The 22,527-nt window shown below is 52.2% G+C and carries 18 protein-coding genes; all 18 read left to right on the forward strand.

From position 1 onward, the window contains the following. Positions 1-479: 479 nt before the first annotated feature. The 18 genes from QN379_RS10095 to QN379_RS10180 all read left to right on the forward strand — a co-directional run bounded on the left by QN379_RS10095 (position 480) and on the right by QN379_RS10180 (position 22,468). A complete protein-coding gene (locus QN379_RS10095) occupies positions 480-899 on the forward strand; it encodes a MerR family DNA-binding transcriptional regulator (RefSeq protein ID WP_322240309.1) in 420 nt (139 codons plus the stop codon). 121 nt (positions 900-1,020) lie between these two features. Then, entirely contained in the window at positions 1,021-2,205 is a 1,185-nt protein-coding gene (locus QN379_RS10100; RefSeq protein ID WP_323506590.1) for an isovaleryl-CoA dehydrogenase, read from the forward strand. A 139-nt stretch (positions 2,206-2,344) separates the two neighbouring features. Continuing rightward, positions 2,345-3,286 (forward strand): pyridoxal-phosphate dependent enzyme, encoded by a 942-nt coding sequence (locus QN379_RS10105; protein ID WP_323506591.1) that lies wholly within the window; start codon positions 2,345-2,347, stop codon positions 3,284-3,286. Positions 3,287-3,288: 2 nt separating this feature from the next. Then, positions 3,289-5,097: a bifunctional isocitrate dehydrogenase kinase/phosphatase gene (gene aceK / locus QN379_RS10110; RefSeq protein WP_416186852.1), complete on the forward strand. Its 1,809-nt coding sequence runs from the start codon at positions 3,289-3,291 to the stop codon at positions 5,095-5,097. A 116-nt stretch (positions 5,098-5,213) separates the two neighbouring features. Beyond that, positions 5,214-6,410 carry an acetyl-CoA C-acetyltransferase gene (locus tag QN379_RS10115; RefSeq protein ID WP_322234307.1) on the forward strand — a complete coding sequence of 399 codons (1,197 nt, stop codon included), beginning with the start codon at positions 5,214-5,216 and terminating at the stop codon, positions 6,408-6,410. A gap of 231 nt (positions 6,411-6,641) precedes the next feature. After that, entirely contained in the window at positions 6,642-7,247 is a 606-nt protein-coding gene (locus tag QN379_RS10120) for a 2-hydroxychromene-2-carboxylate isomerase (protein ID WP_322234305.1), read from the forward strand. A 45-nt stretch (positions 7,248-7,292) separates the two neighbouring features. Beyond that, the gene (locus QN379_RS10125) at positions 7,293-7,751 is read left to right on the forward strand and encodes a YchJ family protein (RefSeq protein WP_322234302.1); all 459 of its coding nucleotides are present in this window, start codon (positions 7,293-7,295) and stop codon (positions 7,749-7,751) included. 155 nt (positions 7,752-7,906) lie between these two features. Then, complete coding sequence (locus QN379_RS10130) at positions 7,907-9,619, forward strand: AMP-binding protein (RefSeq protein ID WP_322240307.1); 1,713 nt, start codon at positions 7,907-7,909, stop codon at positions 9,617-9,619. A 110-nt stretch (positions 9,620-9,729) separates the two neighbouring features. After that, positions 9,730-11,352 carry a carboxyl transferase domain-containing protein gene (locus QN379_RS10135; RefSeq protein ID WP_322234299.1) on the forward strand — a complete coding sequence of 541 codons (1,623 nt, stop codon included), beginning with the start codon at positions 9,730-9,732 and terminating at the stop codon, positions 11,350-11,352. A gap of 87 nt (positions 11,353-11,439) precedes the next feature. Next, the gene (locus tag QN379_RS10140; RefSeq protein WP_323506592.1) at positions 11,440-12,243 is read left to right on the forward strand and encodes an enoyl-CoA hydratase/isomerase family protein; all 804 of its coding nucleotides are present in this window, start codon (positions 11,440-11,442) and stop codon (positions 12,241-12,243) included. Positions 12,244-12,422: 179 nt separating this feature from the next. Beyond that, the gene (locus QN379_RS10145; RefSeq protein ID WP_322234294.1) at positions 12,423-13,676 is read left to right on the forward strand and encodes a cytochrome P450; all 1,254 of its coding nucleotides are present in this window, start codon (positions 12,423-12,425) and stop codon (positions 13,674-13,676) included. Positions 13,677-13,728: 52 nt separating this feature from the next. Then, positions 13,729-14,964, forward strand: a complete 1,236-nt coding sequence (gene bioF, locus QN379_RS10150) for an 8-amino-7-oxononanoate synthase (RefSeq protein ID WP_323506617.1) — start codon at positions 13,729-13,731, stop codon at positions 14,962-14,964. Then, a complete protein-coding gene (gene bioA, locus QN379_RS10155; RefSeq protein ID WP_323506593.1) occupies positions 14,965-16,344 on the forward strand; it encodes an adenosylmethionine--8-amino-7-oxononanoate transaminase in 1,380 nt (459 codons plus the stop codon). Continuing rightward, on the forward strand, positions 16,344-17,135 hold the full coding sequence (gene bioD, locus QN379_RS10160; protein WP_323506594.1) for a dethiobiotin synthase: 792 nt from the start codon (positions 16,344-16,346) through the stop codon (positions 17,133-17,135). Before bioA ends, bioD begins: the two co-directional genes overlap by 1 nt. Positions 17,136-17,137: 2 nt before the next feature. Further along, a complete protein-coding gene (gene bioB / locus QN379_RS10165; RefSeq protein WP_322234288.1) occupies positions 17,138-18,202 on the forward strand; it encodes a biotin synthase BioB in 1,065 nt (354 codons plus the stop codon). A gap of 190 nt (positions 18,203-18,392) precedes the next feature. Next, positions 18,393-20,423 carry an acetyl/propionyl/methylcrotonyl-CoA carboxylase subunit alpha gene (locus QN379_RS10170; protein ID WP_323506595.1) on the forward strand — a complete coding sequence of 677 codons (2,031 nt, stop codon included), beginning with the start codon at positions 18,393-18,395 and terminating at the stop codon, positions 20,421-20,423. A 131-nt stretch (positions 20,424-20,554) separates the two neighbouring features. Then, on the forward strand, positions 20,555-21,514 hold the full coding sequence (locus QN379_RS10175) for a glyoxylate/hydroxypyruvate reductase A (RefSeq protein ID WP_322234285.1): 960 nt from the start codon (positions 20,555-20,557) through the stop codon (positions 21,512-21,514). 42 nt (positions 21,515-21,556) lie between these two features. After that, complete coding sequence (locus tag QN379_RS10180; RefSeq protein WP_323506596.1) at positions 21,557-22,468, forward strand: hydroxymethylglutaryl-CoA lyase; 912 nt, start codon at positions 21,557-21,559, stop codon at positions 22,466-22,468. Positions 22,469-22,527 lie beyond the last annotated feature (59 nt).

A 22,527-nucleotide genomic window follows, 5' to 3' on the forward strand; every position in this document is an offset into this window, starting at 1 on the left:
GGGTTTTGGTCGGTGTTAATTGACTTTTGTCGCCGTACGCACGCGCATGCGCTTGTCGCGCTTTATGCGGTTGCCGGATGCAATCGCGCATTTAATATGGCTTGGGAAGGATGCGCATCTTCTCTTTGATGGTCTTGAATACCAATATTGCGGAATGCCACAGGTTTCATTCCCAAGAGAAATTGTTGTTTCAATTATTCAAAGAAGAATTTGATTGACGTTAACGTTAACTGCGGATAACGTAGCGTACGTAACCTAAACCACATTAAATATGGTTTGCATCCCTTGTGTTACCGACAAACCTTTAAGCTACTTTAATAGGTATTGACCGAACAATCAGATTTCCGAAGTGCGACGTACTGTTGTATGGATCGAATTGTCAACCCGATCTTCAGCCCGCTGTTTAATCCAACTTGGGATTGAGCGGCAGGCTCCGTGCTACGGTTTTTAGAAGAGCTTTGAAAGTATTGCCGCCCATTATGCCGACCTACACCATTACCGAACTTGCACATGAATTTGACATCACGCCGCGGGCTATTCGGTTTTATGAAGACCAAGGCCTGCTGAGCCCTGCGCGCGAAGGCGCGGGTGGGCGAAATCGTGTTTACGCCGGGCGCGAGCGTACGCGGTTGAAGTTGACATTGCGTGGCAAGCGCCTTGGTTTGACGCTGCTGGAAATCAAAAGCCTGGTCGACATGTACGACTCGCCTAAGGATTCCGTGGCACAGCTTGAACGTTTTCAGGCGGTTCTGGCGCATCACAAGCAGTTATTGGAACAGCAACGCGAAGATATCGAAATCACGTTAGCCGAGATTTTAGTGCACGAACTCGAATGCGTGAGATTACTGAAAACCAATCAATTTAAGCAACAGAAAGCCGACCCGGACAAAGTAATTTAATACTTGGAACAGCGCCGTAAATGCTGCAGGTAGTCCGCGTGATCTGAATATTTAAACGATGGTAATGGAAATAGGAAATCGCTATTCGAGCCGGCCCCCTAACAACAAATGGAGTAAACATATGGTGCATCTGAACGGACTAAATTTTGATCATGGCGAAGATATCGCCGCTTTGCGTGAAACGATTCAACAGTTTGCGGCGGCAGAAATTGCCCCACGTGCGGCAGAAATCGATCGTACTGACCAATTTCCGATGGATTTATGGAAAAAAATGGGTGATTTAGGCCTTCTCGGGATTACTGCTGATGAAGCCTACGGCGGCATCGGAATGGGCTATCTGGCGCATATCATTGCATTGGAAGAAATTTCTCGCGCATCGGCTTCGGTCGGACTTTCTTACGGCGCGCATTCCAATTTATGCGTCAATCAGATTAGTCGTAACGGCAATGCAGAGCAAAAAGCCAAATATTTGCCTAAATTGATCTCTGGGGATCACGTCGGCGCGCTCGCCATGTCGGAGCCAAATGCTGGCTCTGACGTGGTTAGCATGAAGTTGCGGGCGGACTTAAAAGGTAACCGCTGGGTGCTGAATGGCACCAAGATGTGGATCACCAACGGTCCTGATGCAGATGTGTTGGTGGTCTATGCCAAGACTGATCTGACGGCAGGCGCTCGCGGCATGACGGCGTTTTTGGTTGAAAAGGCTTTTAAAGGTTTTAGCGTCGCGCAAAAGCTCGACAAGTTGGGTATGCGCGGATCGCATACCGGCGAACTGGTCTTTCAGGATTGTGAAGTCCCTGTTGAAAATGTCCTCGGTAGCGTCGGCAAAGGTGTGAACGTGTTGATGTCTGGACTCGATTTTGAACGGACAGTTTTGTCAGGCGGCCCACTTGGCATCATGCAAGCCTGTATGGACGTCGTCGTTCCGTATGTACATGACCGCAAGCAGTTCGGCCACGCCATTGGCGAATTTCAATTGATGCAAGGCAAACTTGCTGACATGTATTCCACCATGATGGCCTGCAAAGCCTATGTGTATGCCGTTGGTCAGGCTTGCGACCGTGCCAAAACACCGGAAGCTGCACGTGCTTTACGTAAAGATGCTGCGGGCGCGATTTTATATTCTGCCGAAAAAGCTACCTGGATGGCGGGCGAAGCAATTCAGGCGCTGGGCGGCAACGGTTATATCAACGAATACCCGGTTGGTCGCCTATGGCGCGACGCGAAATTGTATGAAATCGGTGCAGGAACCAGCGAAATTCGTCGTATGCTCATCGGACGCGAATTATTTTCTGAAACGGCTTAATGTTTGTCCTGCGTCTGCCATAAGTTAATGCTAACTAGCCATTGGCCAGGTAGCAGGCAACGCGCAGTTTTGTTAATTCGCTTCAGGCAGTACACTTTATGCAGGCAAGTACACTTTCATTATTAGGACTTACGCATAGATGACTTCTTTGCATATTCAAACGGCTTTATTGGCACATCCACAACTTTCTGTCGCTCTCGGCAAAAAAGTTTGGTTGAAAATGGAAAACACGCAACCCTCTGGCTCATTCAAGTTGCGCGGGATTGGTTTGCTTTGCCAGCGTGCGGTGACGAGTGGTGCGACCCGATTAGTCTGTCCGTCCGGCGGTAACGCCGGTTTCGCGGCAGCTTTCGCCGGTGCTGCATTAGGTGTCAGAACCACGGTCGTCGTGCCGGAAACCACTTCCGCTGCGGTGATTGCGCGCATTCGTGACATCGGTGCAGAAGTGATTGTGCACGGCAGCGCATGGCATGAGGCGAATCAGGCCGCGCTCACATTATGTGAACAAGCGGGTGTGATCTACATTCCACCTTTTGACCATCCTGATATTTGGGACGGCAACGCCACCCTGATCGACGAAGCCTTAGCGCAAGCTAAAGCGATGGGATTCGATTTTGATGTGGTTATTTGTGCCGTTGGCGGCGGTGGATTGATGTCCGGGATACTGGAAGGCATGCATCGCAACGGTTTGAAAGAGGTGCCATTGATCGCGGTCGAAACCGATGGCGCGGCCTCCTTACATGCTGCTGTGGCGGCGGGCGAGTTGGTGTCGTTAGCGGCGGTGACGTCGATTGCCACGTCATTGAATGCGACCCGCGTGGCGGCAGCCGCATTTAACTGGACGCGTCAACATACGGTGCTGAGCGTCAAGATCAGCGATGCGCAGGCGGTTGCTGCCTGTCTTTCGTTTGCAAATGATATGCGAACGCTGGTCGAGCCGGCATGCGGCGCAGCCTTGGCAGTCGCCTATCAACGCCTACCTGAACTGGATAAATTCGAACGGCCCTTGATTGTCGTCTGCGGCGGTATTGGCGTCAGTCTGGAAACGCTTGCCAACTGGAAGAACCATTTTTCGTTATGACCATGTCGCCAGCCTTTCCAAAATTGTTGTCCTCGCAGATCGCCTTTGATACTGCGCGGACAATACTGGACGGCTTCGACAAGCATTACCGCCTGTTTCGCGAGGCAACCCATGCGGCGAAGCGGCATTTTGAATGTGCCGACTGGAAAACCGCTCAGATCGAGGCCCGTGAACGGATCGCCTTTTATGACACGCGCGTGGACGAATGTGTGCAGATGCTGGAAGATGAATATGCCGATGTCGATCTCACCGACGAGGTCTGGCGCGAGGTGAAGCTGCATTACATTGGCTTGCTGATTGATCACAAGCAACCGGAGCTTGCAGAGACGTTTTTCAATTCGGTATGTTGCAAAATTTTGCACCGAATCTATTTCCATAATGACTTCATTTTTGTACGGCCAGCAGTATCGACTGAATATCTGGACACCGACGAGACGACACCGACCTTCCGCGTGTATTACCCAATGCTAGACGGGATGCACGCCACCCTGAAGCGCATCATTACTAATTTTCAGTTGCAAACACCTTTCGCTGATCTTGATCGCGATGTCACGCTGGCAGAAGAGCGCATCCAGCAAACGTTTAGCGCAGACGCGCTCGAACTCAATCACCAGATTCACGTGCTATCGACGCTTTTTTACCGCAACAAAGGCGCTTACATGGTCGGCAAAATCATCAACGGTAGCAATGAGTATCCGTTCGTGATTCCGATTTTGCATAATCGCAAAGGTGAACTGGTATTGGATGCTGTGTTGTTTGAACGCAAAATACTGGCGATTTTGTTTTCGTTTACGCGTGCGTATTTCATGGTGGATATGGAGGTTCCTTCTGCCTATGTGCAGTTTTTACGGACCCTGATGCCAGAAAAACCACGTAGTGAAATTTATACGATTCTTGGTCTGCAAAAACTCGGCAAGGCCTTATTTTATCGGGATTTTTTGCGTCATTTAAGGCACTCCTCGGATAATTTTGAAATTGCACCCGGGATACGCGGGTTAGTCATGGTGGTGTTTGCGCTGCCATCGTTTCCCTATGTATTCAAGGTGATCAAGGATTATTTCCCAGCGCCCAAAGAGACGACCAATGCGCTGGTCAAAGAAAAATATTTACTGGTTAAAAATCATGATCGTGTGGGCCGCATGGCCGACACATTAGAATACTCAAGCGTTGCCTTTCCGCGCGCACGTTTTGCCGATGAATTATTGGCAGAATTGAAAGCTGTAGCGCCTTCCGTGGTTGAAGAAGATGGCGACGAAATCATTATCAAGCATCTGTATATCGAGCGCCGCATGGTGCCTTTGAATATCTATCTGAACAGCGCCCAGGCGAACGGTGATCAAACGGCGATGGAGCATGGCATCGTCGAGTATGGCAATGCAATCAAAGAATTGGTGGCCGTGAATATTTTCCCCGGCGATATGCTGTACAAAAATTTCGGTGTGACACGTCACAATCGGGTCGTTTTTTATGACTATGATGAGATTGAATACATTACAGATTGCAACTTCCGGAAGATTCCAGAGCCACGCAATGAAGAGGAGGAAATGTCTGCCGAACCGTGGTATTCGGTCGCAAAAAATGACGTGTTCCCTGAACAATTCGGTGTTTTTCTTTTGGGCAACACCAACGTAAGAAAATATTTTTTGAAACATCATGCAGATTTATTGACGCAACAGTACTGGCAGCAACGCAAACAGCACATACTGGATGGCCATTTCGACGATGTTTTTCCTTACCCACAAGAATGTCGTTTTAGAAATGCGAAATCAGTAGCCATGCTGACGCCGGTCACGCAAGATTGTGCAGAGTAGCGTGATTTTCGCAAAATTGGTCATGACGCTTTGCTGTGCTAAAAAAAGTGTCAAGAAATACGTTTCAAATTGTGACTAATCTGACGGCATAGACCGTCTTTAACTGGAGAAAAAACATGAGTGACTCAATTGTTATTGTCGGTGCGGCACGTACCCCGATGGGTGCATTTCAAGGTGATTTTTCCTCACTAACCGCTACTGATCTGGGTGCAGTCGCGATCAAAGCGGCAGTCGAGCGCGCCGGGCTAAAGCCTGAACAAATTGATAGTGTGGTGTTCGGTAACGTATTGCAAGCTGGTCAGGGTCAGGCACCGGCGCGTCAGGCGACAATCAAGGCCGGATTGCCAATGTCGACTAACGCCTCGACGATTTCCAAAGTGTGTGGATCTGCCATGCAGGCAACCATGTTTGCACATGACGCATTGTTGGCCGGCACGCATGAAGTTGTTGTCGCTGGCGGGATGGAGTCGATGACTAACGCACCGTATTTAGTGCCGAAGGCACGTGGCGGTTATCGTATCGGTCACGGCGCGATTTTGGATCATATGATGCTGGATGGTCTGGAAGATGCCTATTCCAGAACTGAAAACGGCGGCGGTCGTTCGATGGGCACTTTCGGTGAAGAGTGTGCAGCAAAATACAAATTCACGCGTGAAGAGCAAGATCACTTTGCAATCAGCTCAGTCAAGCGTGCACAAGCTGCTGCTGCCGATGGCCTGTTTAAGTGGGAAATCGCACCGGTAACGGTCACTAGCCGTGCGGGCGAGGTGGTTATCGATAAAGACGAAGGCCCGACTAAAGCGAAGGTGGAAAAAATTCCATCGCTACGTCCAGCATTCAAAAAAGACGGCACGATTACCGCCGCATCATCATCGTCGATCAATGACGGTGCTGCCGCTCTGGTATTGATGCTTGAGTCCACTGCGAAGAAACTTGGCTGCACACCAATCGCCAGAATCGTCGGTCATGCCAGCCACTCGCAAGAGCCAGATTGGTTCACCACTGCGCCGGTTGGTGCAATCGATAAGCTGTACAAGAAAATCGGTTGGACCAGCGCTGACGTTGATCTGTTTGAAATCAACGAAGCATTCGCCGTAGTGCCAATGGCAGCGATGAAAGAACACAATATTCCGCATGACAAGGTCAACGTGCATGGCGGCGCATGTGCATTGGGCCATCCTATCGGTGCATCCGGTGCGCGCATTATCGTGACGCTGCTTGGCGCTTTGAAAGCGACTGGCGGCAAGCGCGGCGTGGCCTCGTTATGTATCGGGGGTGGCGAAGGTACGGCGCTGGCGATTGAGATGCTGTAATGACGGTTTGTCTACGCTGGTGACCGTGTAGACAAAAGACGGATGCAAAGCTATCCCGGCGGATAAGTCAGTCGCCGGGACGTCCTGCAAAAGTCCTGAAACAGGCAACGATGCAAAGTCATTTTTTCGCTGATTTCCCTGGTATGTTTGTTTGAGCAAAGCCGGGTGACACTGAAAACAACACTATCGACCGGGATTCGGTCGCCAGAGTGAATTCGAAAAAGGTTTTACATGAGTGCTGCAATCGATTTTTATTTTGATTTTTCGTCTCCTTACGGCTATTTTGCAGCCGAACGCATTGACGAACTGGCGGGAAAATATGGGCGCGATGTCGAGTGGCATCCGATTTTGCTCGGCGCTGTCTTCAAGACCACCGGTTCGGCACCGCTGACAGAGTTGCCGATGAAAGGAAAATATTCGTTCCACGATTTCGAGCGGAGCGCGCTCTTTCATGGCATTCCCTATCATCGGCCTCCGGCTTTTCCGCTTCCTACCCAAGTTGCGGCGCGTGCGATGTTGTGGATGCAGAGCAAACATGGTGCTGATCAGTCGATCAAATTTGCCAAATTGATTTATCAAGGCATGTTTGTGCACGGCATCAATATTGCTGAGCCGCTTAATGTCCTTGATATAGCGCGTAAAAATGGCTTCGATACAGAAGGCATGGCTGAAGGCGTGAATACGTTGTCGATCAAAAACCAGTTAAAAGCCGAGATTGACCTAGCCATGGCGCGTGGTGTATTTGGCTCTCCGTTTGTGATCGTCGATGGCGAATCGTTTTGGGGTTTTGACCGCTTTGATCAGATTGAAGCAATGTTGAAGTCTGGCAAAGTCTAAACGCGGCAACATCGAAAAATTGAAAAGTACGATGAACAAGCCAGTATGAACAAATCACATAATGCAGCACTGTGTCCATGTGGCGGCGGTCAGTTCTCGACATGTTGCGGTCGTTTTCTCGCCCCACAAGTTGGACTCTATCCGTCTGTGCCGCAAACTGCACAGGAATTGATGCGCTCTCGGTATACCGCCTACACGCTGCGGGATGATGTCTATTTATCAGCGACCTGGCACCGTAGCACGCGACCTGCGGCGGAAAACATCGTCAGCGCTGACGATGGGTTGAAGTGGCTTGGTTTAGAGATTCGACAGCATGAGACTGACGGCAATCATGCGACGGTGGAATTTGTTGCCCGTTATAAAGTCGGCGGGCGCGCCCAACGCCTTCACGAAGTAAGTCAATTTGTAAGAGAACTGGCCGAAACTGAGACCAAAGCCCAGCTGAATGAAAGTGCGTACCGCTGGTTTTATGTAGACGGATATTTTCCAGAAAAAATAATATAAATTTTTTGAGTGACCGCTGGATGCCGTTTGGACCGCTGTACGACCAGAATGACGGTGGCCAAAAATCAATGGACAAGGATAGGAGACAAACAATCATGCAAGCGAAAAACGATTCTTTAGCCGATTTGCCAACGACCATTTCCACCACTAATGCGATGACCGATCTAATCAGTACGCCAATCAACGGCATGAGTATCGCGCGTGGCAGTCAGGATATCCCGTTGATCGAAGATACCCTTGCCGTTTTCTTTGATGGGATGGTGGAAAATGTTCCCGACAACGATGCGTTAGTCGCTTGCCATCAAAACATTCGCATGACGTACCGCCAGTTGCAGACGGAATCACGTCGTTTGGCAAGCGCTTTACTGCGGTGTGGCGTTGAGCGCGGCGAACGTGTAGGGATCTGGTCGCACAATAATAGCGAGTGGTTACTGATGCAATTGGCGACAGCCCGTGTCGGTATTATTCTGGTCAATATCAATCCTGCCTATCGTGTGAGCGAACTGGAATACGCGCTCAACAAAGTTGGTTGCAAAGTCATCGTCACAATGACCAGCTTCAAAACCAGTGATTATCTTGAGATGTTGCGCACGTTGGCGCCCGAGTTGGCCGGTTGCGTTCCTGGTGAATTGCAGGCGGCGCGCATTCCGACTTTAAAAACGGTGGTGCATCTTGGCACCGATATATTACCGGGCATGTTACGGTTTTCTGATCTGATCGCCCGCGGTGATAGCGACGATCCACAAGTCGCCCTGATTGGTGCGACATTGCAAGCCACCGATGCGATTAACATTCAGTTCACCAGCGGCACGACCGGTTTTCCTAAAGGGGCGACGCTGACACATCGCAATATTTTGAACAACGGTTTCTTTATTGGCGAAGCCATGCGGCTCACGGCGCAGGATCGCTTATGTATTCCGGTCCCGCTGTATCACTGTTTTGGCATGGTGCTAGGCAATCTGGCCTGTCTGACTCACGGCGCAACCATCGTCTATCCGAATGACGGATTTGATGCGTTATCGGTATTGCAGGCGGTGCAGGATGAGCGCTGCACTGGCTTACATGGCGTGCCAACGATGTTTATTGCTGAACTCGACCACCCACGTTTTGCGGAATTCGATCTGTCCACATTACGCACCGGGATCATGGCCGGTTCGCCCTGCCCAACTGAAGTCATGAAGCGGGTAGTGCGTGACATGCACATGGAGGAGGTGACGATTGCTTACGGCATGACCGAAACCAGCCCTGTAAGTTGCCAAAGCCTCACCGATTCGCCGGTGGTGAAACGCGTGTCGACTGTTGGTCAGGTGCATCCACATCTTGAAGTCAAAATGGTCGATCCAGAATCGGGTGAAATAGTACCAATTGGTGTCACCGGCGAACTGTGCACACGCGGCTATGTCGTGATGCAAGGTTATTGGGACGATCTGCCAAAAACGCAGGAGGCAATCGACGCCGAAGGCTGGATGCACACCGGCGATCTGGCGACGATGGACAGCGAAGGCTACGTCAATATCGTTGGCCGAATCAAAGACATGGTGATACGCGGCGGAGAAAATATTTATCCACGCGAGATTGAAGAATTTCTGTATCGCCATCCAGCCGTGCAAGATGTACAGGTCGTCGGCGTGCCGGATGCCAAATATGGTGAAGAACTATGCGCGTGGGTCATTCTGCGGCCGGGTCAAAGCGTCGACGAAGAAGGATTGCGTGCATTTTGTAACGGTCAGATTGCCTATTACAAAGTGCCGCGTTATATCCGTTTTGTCGATGCGTTCCCAATGACCGTGACGGGGAAAATTCAAAAATTCAAAATCCGCGAAGCGATGAAAGAAGCGCTTAACATTAGCGAAGTTAAAACGGCCTGAAGTTAATCGAGCGTCAACGCATGCAATTGCGTTAGAGAGCCACGGGCAGCCACGGCGCATCTGACGATAAAAGACGGTAATAGTAAGTTAAAAAGTTTAAGGATATTGAGATGCCCCAGTTAGAAAGCAAACTGAATACCCGAAGCGAAGATTTTCAGCAGAATGCTAGCGCACTCAATTTGCTGGTCGACGATTTGCGACAAAAGGTCGCGCAAATTTCAGAAGGCGGCGGTGATGCGGCGCGTGACAAGCACGTGGCGCGTGGCAAACTTTTGCCGCGTGACCGTGTACAAATGCTGCTCGATCCGGGCACACCATTTATGGAATTTTCGCAACTGGCGGCCTATCACGTTTATATCGATAAAGACGGCAGCGATGCTGCGCCAGCTGCGGGTGTCATCACCGGCATCGGCCGCGTGGCAGGGCAAGAATGCGTGATTGTCTGTAACGATGCAACGGTCAAAGGCGGTACTTACTATCCGCTGACGGTCAAAAAACATCTGCGCGCACAAGAAATCGCCGAACAAAATAATTTGCCGTGTATATATCTGGTCGATAGCGGCGGTGCCAATTTGCCAAATCAGGATGACGTGTTTCCTGATCGGGATCATTTCGGGCGAATTTTTTATAATCAGGCGCATTTGTCCGCTAAAGGCATTCCGCAAATCGCGGTCGTCATGGGATCTTGTACCGCCGGCGGTGCGTACGTTCCCGCCATGAGCGATGAATCGATCATCGTCAAAAATCAGGGAACCATCTTTTTGGCGGGTCCGCCGTTAGTCAAAGCAGCGACTGGCGAAGTCGTCAGCGCCGAAGACTTGGGCGGCGGCGATGTACACACGCGTTTATCCGGCGTCGCTGATCATCTGGCACAGAATGATTTGCACGCGCTGGCACTGGCCCGCACGATAGTGTCAAACCTGAACCGCAAAAAGCCCGAAGGGCCAGTATTGCGCCCAGTGATTGAGCCGAAATATCCGGCCCACGAGTTATACGGCGTCATCCCGCTTGATACGCGCAAGCCATTCGATGTGCGCGAGGTCATAGCGCGGGTGGTGGATGGCAGCGATTTTGATGAATTCAAGGCACGTTATGGCACTACGCTAATTTGCGGCTTTGCCCATATTTATGGCATGCCGGTTGGCATTATCGCCAATAACGGCATCTTGTTTTCAGAAGCGGCGTTAAAAGGCACGCATTTTATTGAGCTATGTTCACAGCGTAAAATCCCGCTGGTTTTTTTGCAAAATATCACCGGCTTCATGGTTGGTCGCAAGTACGAAAACGAAGGCATTGCGCGTAACGGTGCCAAGATGGTGACCGCGGTGGCGACGACGGCTGTGCCGAAGTTGACGGTGATTATTGGCGGCAGTTTTGGTGCCGGTAATTACGGCATGTGCGGGCGGGCCTTCTCACCACGATTCTTGTGGATGTGGCCAAATGCGCGGATTTCGGTCATGGGTGGCGATCAGGCTGCGGGCGTATTAGCAACCGTCAAGCGCGATGGTATCGAGGGCAAAGGCGGTATTTGGACTGAAGAAGAAGAAGCCGCCTTCAAAGCACCGATTCGCGATCAGTACGAACATCAGGGACATCCGTATTACGCCTCGGCACGCTTATGGGATGACGGTGTCATCGATCCTGCGGATACGCGCATGGTGTTAGGTCTTGGTTTGAGTGCGGCGTTGAATGCACCGATTGCGGAGACTAAATTTGGCGTTTTCCGCATGTAAATTTGCTGCATAAATTTATTATGCAGCGCTATTTACGCACCCCAAAAAGTAAAAAACGCACGCGAACATGCAATCGGAAAGAACATAATGACGTATAAAACCCTGTTAGTTGAATGTAAAGCTGGCAACAGCGACCATGCACAAGTCGCCACCATTACCTTAAATCGGCCCGATGTCCGTAACGCCTTTAATCAGGACACGATTGCCGAAATCACGCGCGCCTTCACGGAACTGGGCGCAATGCCACAGGTTCGGGCGATTGTGTTGGCTGCGAATGGTGTCGCATTTTGTGCCGGTGCTGATCTGAACTGGATGAAAGAGATGGCAGATTACACGCCGGAACAGAATCGCGCCGACGCAGGACAATTGGCGGCCATGTTGCAGGTGATTTACGATTGTCCAAAACCGGTGATCGCTCGCGTACAAGGCGATTGTTACGCAGGCGGCCTGGGTTTGGTTGCCGCGTGCGATATCGTGGTGGCGGTCGAGGCAGCCCATTTCTGTTTGTCGGAAGTCCGGATCGGCTTGATTCCCGCGACTATTTCCCCCTATGTTATTAAGGCAATCGGCGAGTCGGCGGCGCGCCGCTACTTCATTACCGCTGAACGCTTTTCGGCAGCAACCGCCCTGCGAATCGGGTTGGTCCACGAAGTGGTCGGACTTGAAACATTAGATGACACGGTTAACGTGCTATTGAAATCATTGCTTGCCGCCAGTCCGGCTGCCGTGACAAATGCCAAGCGCTTGGTGCGGGATGTTGCCGGTCAACCTTTAAGCGCTGCACTGATTGCCGCAACAGTCGAGGGAATTGCCCAAAGCCGTGCTTCCGATCAAGGCCGTGAAGGCGTTCGTGCTTTTCTGGAAAAGCGCAAACCATCATGGTTGCAATGATAATTAACCGACAATATTATTGAAAAGTCATACATAAAAACCATCCCCATATGGGATGAATGCAGCGCTAATCCACAGGTTGAAGTGATGCTGTTGCGGCGATACCTATACAATTCCGGTTCCCCTGCAGTCTCTTGCAGTATGGTGAGCGCAAGCTCGTCAGTTTTAAAAGTTAACACATGATAAACAATGATTTTTTAAACAATCCTTACCCAACTTATCAGGCACTGCGTCAGGCCGGGCCGCTGCACTGGAATGAAGAGTTCTGTGGTGGTGCATGGCTTGTGACGGAATATAGCGATGTCGCCAGCGTTCTGCGCGATCCACGTTTTTCGGTGCGGCGTGCGGGTGGCTGGGCGAATACTAGCGGCCCGGAAGCGCTGACCGAGTTGCGTGAATTTAAACGTATTTTTTCGCGGTCGTTGTTGTTTGTCGATCCGCCGCAACACACACGGCTGCGTCAAGTCATGAACGTTGGCTTTAAACCAGCGGCTTTGCAGGCGCTAGCGCCGCGGATTCAAAGTCTGATTGATGGCTTGCTGGATTCTGTGATGGCAACGACATCTGCGACCCCCGCCAGTTTTGATTTCATGCGGGATGTTGCGCGGCCGTTGCCAGCCTTGGTGATTGCGGCGATGTTGGGTATTGATGGCGATGATCGGGCGGAATTCGTGGCCTGGTCGGATGATATTGCTGATTTTATCGGCAGCCCGACCCCGACTATCGAGATTGCCCGACGTGCGCAAACCAGTCTGGTCGCGATGAACGCGTATTTTCGCGCAATCCTGCCGCAGCGGCGTTTGCATCCCGGCGATGACTTGATCAGCCAATTGATGCTGGCCGAAGCGAACGGCGGCATTATTACTACCAAAGAATTGCTGGCGCAGTGTTGCACGTTGTTATTTGCCGGTCACGAAACGACCCGCAATCTGCTCGGCAACGGGATGTTGGCGCTTCTGCAACATCCTGACCAATGGCAGATGTTACGGGACGATCCAGCATTGTTGCCATCGGCGTTGAAGGAATTGCTCCGATTCGACAGTCCGGTGCAATACACTGGCCGTCGTTTGAAAGTTGACGTTGAATTGCATGGTCAGCGCATGAAAAAAGGCGATCTGGTCATCCCATTGATCGGTTCGGCTAACCGCGATCCCGCCAAATTCACCGCCCCCGATACGCTCGACATCACCCGTAATCAGGGCGCGCATTTATCGTTCGGCTTCGGCCCGCATGTGTGTATCGGCGCGACTTTGACGTATATGGAAGCAGAAATTGCCTTGCGCAGCGTTATGCAGCGGTTGCCGGGCTTGCAACTAGTTGGCAAGACCCAATCGTGGGGACATAACGCAGTTTATCGAAGCCTCAACGCGTTGCCATTAAAGTACGTGTCGACGCTGGCGGCCTCTCCAATCGAGGATGCCGCGCATGTCTAATGCTGACCTTAATTTGCCTGTTGACGCGTTTCCCGGTTTCAAGCCCGATTTGATGGATGAAATAAGCGCTCAGTTGATGCAATTGCAAGACCAGAAGCTGCTACGCAAACGACGCATCGTGGATGGTCCACAAGGTCCGCTGCTGACAATTGATGGCAAGCAAATACTGGCTTTCAGCAACAACGATTATCTTGGTTTAGCCAATCATCCTGCGTTGATCGCTGCTGCCCACGATGGCTTGGCGCGATTCGGCGTCGGCGCGGCATCGTCGGCGCTGATCAGCGGTCATAGTAGTGTGTGCGAAGAATTGGAAGTCGCGCTGGCAGCGTTTGTTGGCATGCCCCGCGCATTGCATTTCTCAAATGGCTACATGGCAAATATGGGGATTATTCCGGCGTTGGTCGGCCCCGGCGATCTGGTACTTTCCGACCGGTTAAACCACGCTTGCCTGATCGATGGCGCACGTCTTTCCGGTGCAGAATTCCGCGTCTATCCGCATAACGACGTGGCGCGGGTGGAGCAGCAACTCGCCAAAAGCACTAGCGCACGCAAGCTGATAGTGACTGATGGCGTGTTTAGTATGGATGGCGATATTGCGCCCTTGCCTGCGCTGTTGGCACTGTGCGAAAAATACGATGCGTGGTTGTTGGTCGACGATGCGCACGGTTTTGGCGTGCTGGGACCGCAAGGCCGTGGCAGTCTGGCCCATTTTGGATTGGCGTCACCGCGCGTACTGTATATGGGCACGTTGGGGAAAGCGGCTGGTGTTTCGGGCGCGTTTGTGGCTGGCGATGCAACGTTGATCGAATGGTTATTGCAGCGCGCACGGACTTACGTGTTCACTACGGCCAGTCCACCGATGTTAGCGTGCGCACTATTAGCGACGCTCAACTTGTTGGAAACCGAAGATTGGCGACAACAGCATTTGCGGCAATTAGCAAAACAGTTACGTGATGGTGTTGCTGATTTACCATGGTCGCTACTCCCGTCTGACAGTGCGATTCAGGCATTGGTTGTCGGTGATAATCAGCTCGCCCTGGATGTGATGGCGGCATTGTTTGAGCAGAATATCTGGGTGCCCGCGATTCGCCCGCCGACGGTGCCCAAAGGGACTGCGCGATTGCGTATTTCGCTCTCAGCGGCGCATACAATAGAACAAGTGGATCAATTGATTGCTGCGTTGCATGTGGCTGCTAAAAAGCTTGCTGCCGCAGAGACCTTGACCGCAAAAGATACCGTCAGCGAGGAAAACGCGCCAGCCGATATCGACAGTATGAAGGAAGCATAGTTGAAACAAAACACACAATCTGACTGGGTGAATCGCAGTCTGAAAAGCGTCTGGCATCCATGCACGCAAATGCAACACCACGAAACGGTGCCGCTGATTCCGGTCAGCCATGGTCGCGGTGCGTGGCTATACGACGCCGATGGCAAGCGTTATCTGGACGCCATTAGTTCATGGTGGGTGAATCTATTCGGTCATGCCAATCCGCGTATTAATGCCGCGTTGAAAGACCAGCTGGATAAGCTTGAACACGCGATGTTGGCGGGTTTTACGCACGAGCCGGTGATTCGGTTGTCAGAGAAACTGGCAGAGCGCACGGGGAATGTGTTGGGGCATTGCTTTTACGCGTCGGATGGCGCTTCGGCGGTGGAAATAGCACTGAAGATGAGTTTTCATTCCTGGCGTAACGCCGGTCATAGCGCCAAGCAAGAATTCGTTTGTCTCAAAGGCAGTTATCACGGCGAAACCATCGGTGCGCTGGCGGTGACAGACGTGGCTTTGTTCCGCGATGCGTATGGACCGCTATTACGTCAGGCGCACGTTGTGATGTCGCCCGATGCACGCGGCGCGCATGAAGGAGAAACCGCTGCCGATGTTGCGCGTCGTGCTGCGCATTCCCTGGAATTGTTATTGCAACAACGCGGTACGCATATTGCAGCGCTGATCATCGAACCGCTAGTGCAATGTGCGACCGGCATGGCAATGCACGATCCCGTCTATTTGGCCGAAGTACGCGCCTTATGCGACCGTTATCAGGTGCATTTGATCTTTGATGAAATTGCCGTGGGCTGCGGTCGAACTGGAACATTCTTTGCGTCTGAGCAAGCTACGGCAAAGGGTTCTGAAGCCTCAGCGCCGCAGCCGGTCTGGCCGGATTTCGTTTGCCTGTCGAAAGGGATCAGCGGTGGCTATTTACCATTGTCGCTGGTGATGACGACCGATGCCATTTATCAAAGTTTCTACGATGCCGACGTCACCCGTGGTTTTTTGCATTCGCATTCTTACACCGGCAATCCATTAGCCTGTCGTGCGGCGTTGGCGACGCTTGAAATTTTTGAGCAAGATGATGTACTGAACGCTAATCGCGTGAAGGCACAGCGCATAACCGCCGCATTGCAACCAATGGCCGATCATCCGAGCGTGCAGCATTTCCGCCAGCGCGGGATGATCTGGGCGTTTGATGCAAAAATTGCCGATACGGCAGCAGCGTCAACTTTTTCGCGTCGATTTTTCAGCAAAGCGTTGGAAAGCGAATTGCTATTACGACCCATTGGCAACACGGTCTATCTGATGCCTCCATACATCCTCGATGAGGAAGAGTGCGACTTGCTGGCAGCACGCACAGCTTCTGTATTCAACAGCGTCATTGGCGAGAGGTCTTGATGACTAATCAAACGATACCGTTGAATGCGTTGATGCCAATGGAAAACAAGCCGCAATGCGCCTATTTTGTCGCTGGCACGGATACCGAAATCGGTAAAACGCTCGTCGCTGCCAGTTTGTTGCATGCGCTGACCAAAACCGGCATTCGTACCGCCGGGATGAAACCGGTCGCCGCCGGTGCAGAGTTGCGCGACGGCATCTGGCACAACGATGATGCCGACGCTTTGGCAGCGCAAGCCAGCGTCGCGCTACCAACACATTTGGCAACGCCGTATTTATTTAAGGCGCCGACCGCGCCGCATATCGCCGCCGCGCAGGAAGCCCGCATCATTGCATTGCCGCATATTTTGGCGTGCTATCAACAGATAGCGACCTTGGCTGACGCAGTGGTAGTCGAAGGCGTTGGTGGCTTTCGCGTGCCATTGAACGCCACCACTGATACCGCCGATTTGGCAGAACAGTTGGGTTTGCCGGTTGTGCTGGTTGTTGGTTTGCGGCTTGGCTGCATTAGCCACGCGCTGCTAACGGTCGAAGCGATTGCCGCGCGCGGCTTGCTATTGGCAGGCTGGGTTATCAATACTGTCGATCCCGACATGCTGAACGCTGACGCGACGATTGAGGCGCTGGTGGCGCGCATTGATGCGCCTTTATTGGGCCGTGTACCGCGACTTCCATTGCCCGCTGCGGAATTAATCGCCGCTGCCGCCAGTTATCTTGAATTTTCACATTTGCCGGGCTGGCCTGCCGGAACACCTCTTTTAACAAATTCCCTCCCTTCTAAGGAAATCTGATCATGTCTTCGCAACCGAACGCCAGCACTTCACAACCGATTAACTTTCAGCCTGGTATCGCCCAAAAAATCGTGGCTCCGGCAGTCGATGCCGCATGGCGCGTGGAAGAAGTGCTGGAAATATTCAATTTGCCGTTCAACGATTTGATGTTCCGCGCGCAACAAGTACATCGCGAAAATTTTGATCCAAGCGAAGTCGAGTTAGCGACACTCTTGTCGATCAAGACCGGCGGTTGCCCGGAAGATTGCGGCTATTGCCCGCAAGCTGCGCGCTACGATACCGGCGTTGTTGCCCAAAAAATCTTGCCTCTTGAGACGGTGCTGGATGCTGCCCGTCAAGCCAAGGCTAACGGTGCAACGCGTTTTTGCATGGGCGCGGCATGGCGCGAGCCAAAAGATCGTGATCTGGAACACGTAGAAGATATGGTGCGCGGCGTGAAAGCTCTCGGCCTTGAAACCTGCGCCACGCTGGGTATGTTGGGCGAAGGTCAGGCCGAGCGGTTGAAGCAAGCCGGTCTGGATTACTACAACCATAACCTCGATACCGCCCCCGAATTGTATGGTGACATTATCACCACCCGCGATTATCAAAACCGTCTGGACACGATCGACAGCGTGCGTGGTGTTGGTATCAAAGTGTGCTGTGGCGGTATTGTCGGCATGGGCGAATCGCGCCTGCAACGGGCCGGTCTGGTGGCGCAACTCGCCAACATGACACCTTATCCAGAATCGGTTCCTGTGAACAATCTGGTGCAGGTCGAAGGCACGCCTTTGTATGGTATTGAGGCGCTGGATCTGCTCGAATTTGTTCGGACCATCGCAGTGGCACGTATCACGATGCCAACAGCGCGGGTGCGTTTATCGGCCGGTCGCCGCCAGATGGGTGAGGCGATTCAGTCGCTGTGTTTCCTGGCGGGTGCGAACTCGATTTTTTACGGCGACAAATTGCTGACAACCGGCAACCCGGAAGTTGAAGAAGATCGCGCATTGTTGGCTAAATTGGGTATGCACACGCGGTCGACTGCCATTGATGCACGCTGTGAAGTGACGCAAAGCGAAGCGCAATAAAGCAGTTCGTTAGCTGACCGAAAGAAAAAATAGAAACGGCGAAAAATCATCTTCAAACGTCTGTTACCACAAGTGAGATTCTGTAGGACTGACGATTGCGTTAGTCCTACAAACTTTTAGTAGAAGTAGCGATGGGCAGCGATTTGATTGAATTGTTTTTCAGCAGAACAAAAAACCAACTGGAGCAGACATGTTTACAAAAATTTTGATCGCCAATCGCGGTGAAATCGCCTGTCGCGTTGCCGCCACTGCCCGCCGTATGGGTGTCAAAACGGTGGCGGTTTATTCGGAAGCCGATGCAGGTGCCAAGCATGTGGCAGTCTGCGACGAGGCAGTCTGCATCGGGCCGGCAGCGGCCAAGGAAAGCTATCTGCACGGGGATAAAATTATTGCCGTCGCGCTGGCGACGGGCGCGCAGGCGATCCATCCGGGTTACGGTTTTTTGTCAGAGAACGCGCAATTTGCGCAGGCGTGCGCAGACGCTGGTCTGATATTCATCGGACCGCCGGCTAGTGCGATCAAGGCGATGGGATCAAAATCTGCCGCCAAGTCATTAATGGCGAAAGCCGACGTGCCGCTGGTTCCCGGTTATCACGGCGATGATCAGGATGCCGATCTGTTGCAGCAACAGGCCGACAAAATCGGCTATCCGGTATTGCTGAAGGCAAGCGCTGGCGGCGGCGGTAAGGGCATGCGAATCGTCGAGAATAGCGCAGATTTCAAGGCTGCATTGGCATCCTGCAAGCGCGAGGCGATCAGCAGTTTTGGTGATGATAAAGTATTGGTCGAGAAGTATTTGACCCGTCCGCGACACATAGAAATTCAGGTCTTTGCCGACAGTCAGGGTGATTGCGTTTACTTGTTTGAACGTGATTGCTCAGTGCAACGGCGTCATCAAAAAGTACTGGAAGAGGCGCCAGCGCCAGGAATGACTGAAGAGCGGCGCAAAGCCATGGGCGATGCGGCGGTCGCGGCAGCTAAGGCAGTTGGCTATGTCGGCGCGGGTACGGTGGAATTTATTGCTGACTACGAAAATGGCGAAGGCGGCGCGTTTTATTTCATGGAAATGAATACCCGCCTGCAAGTCGAACATCCGGTGACCGAAATGATCACTGGGCTTGATCTGGTTGAGTGGCAATTGCGAGTTGCTTCTGGCGAGCTGCTGCCACTTAAGCAAGCGCAACTAACAATACGCGGTCATGCGATTGAAGCGCGGATTTATGCTGAAAATCCGGACAAGGGATTTTTGCCGTCAATCGGCACGCTGCGCCATTTGCGTACGCCAGCCGCACGCGAATTTGAAGTGACCGCTGCGGCAACACCCGACGCGATTGTACGGATTGATTCAGGGGTGCGTGCGGGTGATGCCATCTCGCCGTTTTATGATCCGATGATCGCCAAATTGATTGTCTGGGCACCGGATCGGCAACAGGCTTTGGCGAGTATGTCTAATGCTTTAGCACAGTATCAAATTGTGGGTCTGGCCAGCAATATCAGTTTCTTGCAGCGCCTGATTGCCAGTCAGCCTTTTTCCACCGCTGATCTGGATACAGGGTTGATTGAACGGAATCAGGACGCGCTGTTTCCAATCGCTCAGCCGGTTGAAGTGGCAGTGCTTGCGCTGGCAACCGCCGCATTATTGGCGGCTGAACGTCGCGCAACCGACACGCATGTTAATCCCTGGACCGATACCAATGGCTGGCGTCTGAACAGTAACTTGCAACGCCAGCTGACCTTTGTCGACAATGGCAAGGCAAGCCCGATCGCTGTGCTGTATCAATCCGGCAGTTGGTTGTTGCAACATGGTCAACACTTCACGCGGATGGCATTGTTGCAGCAGAGTGATTGTGATTACGTCATCAGTCTTGGTGATCGCGAGGTGCGGGGTACGGTGGTTTCTGATGGTACCCACTTTCAGGTATTTACCGGCGGCCACCAGTATACGCTGGACTATGTCGATCCATTGGCGCACGCCGGTGAAGTCGAAACCGAAGGTGGTCGCCTGACTGCGCCCATGCCCGGGAAAATCGTTGCCGTATTGGTCGCGCAGGGCGATCAGGTTAAAAAGGGTGCGCCATTGCTGATTATGGAAGCGATGAAAATGGAGCACACGATTGCCGCGCCAGCCGATGGTCTGGTGGAAGAGTTACTGTATGCGGTTGGCGATCAGGTGGCCGAAGCGGCGCAATTGCTGGCGTTTAAACTTGATGTAACGCAATAGTTTGATAATGCGGTTTTGTGGCAAAGCGGTGGGTGTAACAAACCTGATAGCGGACCTGATTCCGCACTTGGTTTCGATGCTTGACCGAAGGCTAGTCAGAAATTAAAAAAAGCGCTGCCAGAAGGAGTTCAATGAAAATAATATACTATGCGCCGCCTGGGAGCGGGCTGGACGACTGGCTGGAAATGGTCGCCAAAGCGATGCCTGAAGCTGAATGTCGGTTATGGTCCGAGGGCGATACGGACCATGCAGATTATGCGCTGGTGTTCGCACCACCGGCGGCCATGCTGCGTGGGCGACACGATTTGAAAGGCATTTTTAATCTTGGTGCGGGTGTCGATGCCATTTTCCAACTAGGGAATGCGTTTCCTGACGGTGTGCCGCTGATTCGGGTTGACGATGCCGGTATGGCGATTCAGATGGCTGAGTATGTGACGCACGCTTTGCTTGGCTACTACCGCCGCTTTGCGCTTTATCAGCAACAGGCCAGTCAGGGTGAATGGCGACGCTTGTCGCGCAATAACAAGCAGGATTTTAGCGTCGGTATTTTGGGTCTTGGCGTGTTGGGTGTACGGATTGCCGACGCGGTCAGGCATTTTGAGTTTCCGTTGAATGGTTGGAGTCGCACTCAGAAAGACTTGCCCGGCATGCGTTGTTATGCGGGCGAAGACGGTCTTGATGCGTTTTTGCGGGCCTCGCGGGTGTTGGTCTGCATCCTGCCGCTGACGCCAGAAACCACCGGCATCATCAATCGTGAAAATCTGCAAAAATTACAGAGTGGCACTGAACACACCGGGGGTTCCAGAGGTGCGTATGTGATTAACGTTGCCCGTGGCGGTCATCTGGTGGAAGACGATTTGCTGGCGCTGGTCAAAACCGGTCATATCGCCGGTGCAACACTGGATGTATTTCAGCAAGAACCATTACCGTCCGAGCATCCTTACTGGCAGGAACCGCGCATTACCATTACGCCGCATTTCGCAGCAGCATCGGTGGAACTAGACACGATTCAACAAATCAGCGAAAAAATCCGTGCGCTGCAACGCGGTGAGGCGGTCACCGGGGTTGTAGACCGTATCAACGGCTATTAAATCATCGGATATTAAAATCATAAGAATAGCGAGGATCGTAAAATGACATTCCCAAGCAAAGTTAAAATCGTTGAAGTCGGCCCACGTGACGGTTTGCAGAACGAAAAAGAGACCATTCCTGCAGAAATCAAGATTGCACTGGTCAATCAACTGACCGCGGCAGGTTTCGTCAACATTGAAGCGGCCTCCTTTGTATCGCCTAAATGGGTGCCGCAAATGGCGACATCCACCGAAGTGATGGCGGGCATCATCCGGCAACCGGGCGTAATTTATTCAGCCTTGGTTCCCAATATGAAGGGCCTCGAAGCTGCCTTGGCGGCGGAGGCTGATGAAATGGTGATTTTTGGATCGGCATCGGAAGCGTTCTCGCAAAAGAATATCAATTGCTCAATTGCCGAATCAATCGAACGGTTTCGTGACGTGGCTCTGACCGCTAAACAAGCGGGAAAACGTTTGCGCGGCAGTATTAGTTGCGTTTTTGGTTGTCCGTATCAGGGCGAGGTCAGTATCGATGCGGTGGTAGATGTGCTGCACCGCATGCGCGATCTTGGTTGCGACGAGATTGACATTGCCGATACGATCGGTGTGGCAACTCCCAACAAGGTGAAGGCGGTCATGCAACGATTGGTGCAGGAATTTCCGGTGGATCGTTTGTCTGGCCATTTTCATGACACTTACGGTCAGGCGCTGGCGAATATCTACGCCAGTCTGGATGTCGGCATTTCAATCTATCACGCGTCAGTGGCCGGTTTGGGCGGTTGCCCGTACGCTAAGGGCGCAACCGGTAACGTGGCAACGGAAGACGTGTTGTATATGATGCAAGGGTTGGGGATTGAAACGGGTATAAATCTCGATGCGGTGGTTGAGGCAGGACAATTCATCTCTCAGCATCTCGGACGCAAGGCTGCCAGTCGGGCCGGAAACGCGATCGCTGCTAAGCGCGCTTTTGCCTAGTAGCAAATCGCCAACACATTTCGGGCAATTCGGGATTAGGTCGCCGATACAAAACAAAT

The organism is Glaciimonas sp. Gout2, assembly GCF_035018905.1.
Taxonomy (GTDB): domain Bacteria; phylum Pseudomonadota; class Gammaproteobacteria; order Burkholderiales; family Burkholderiaceae_D; genus Glaciimonas.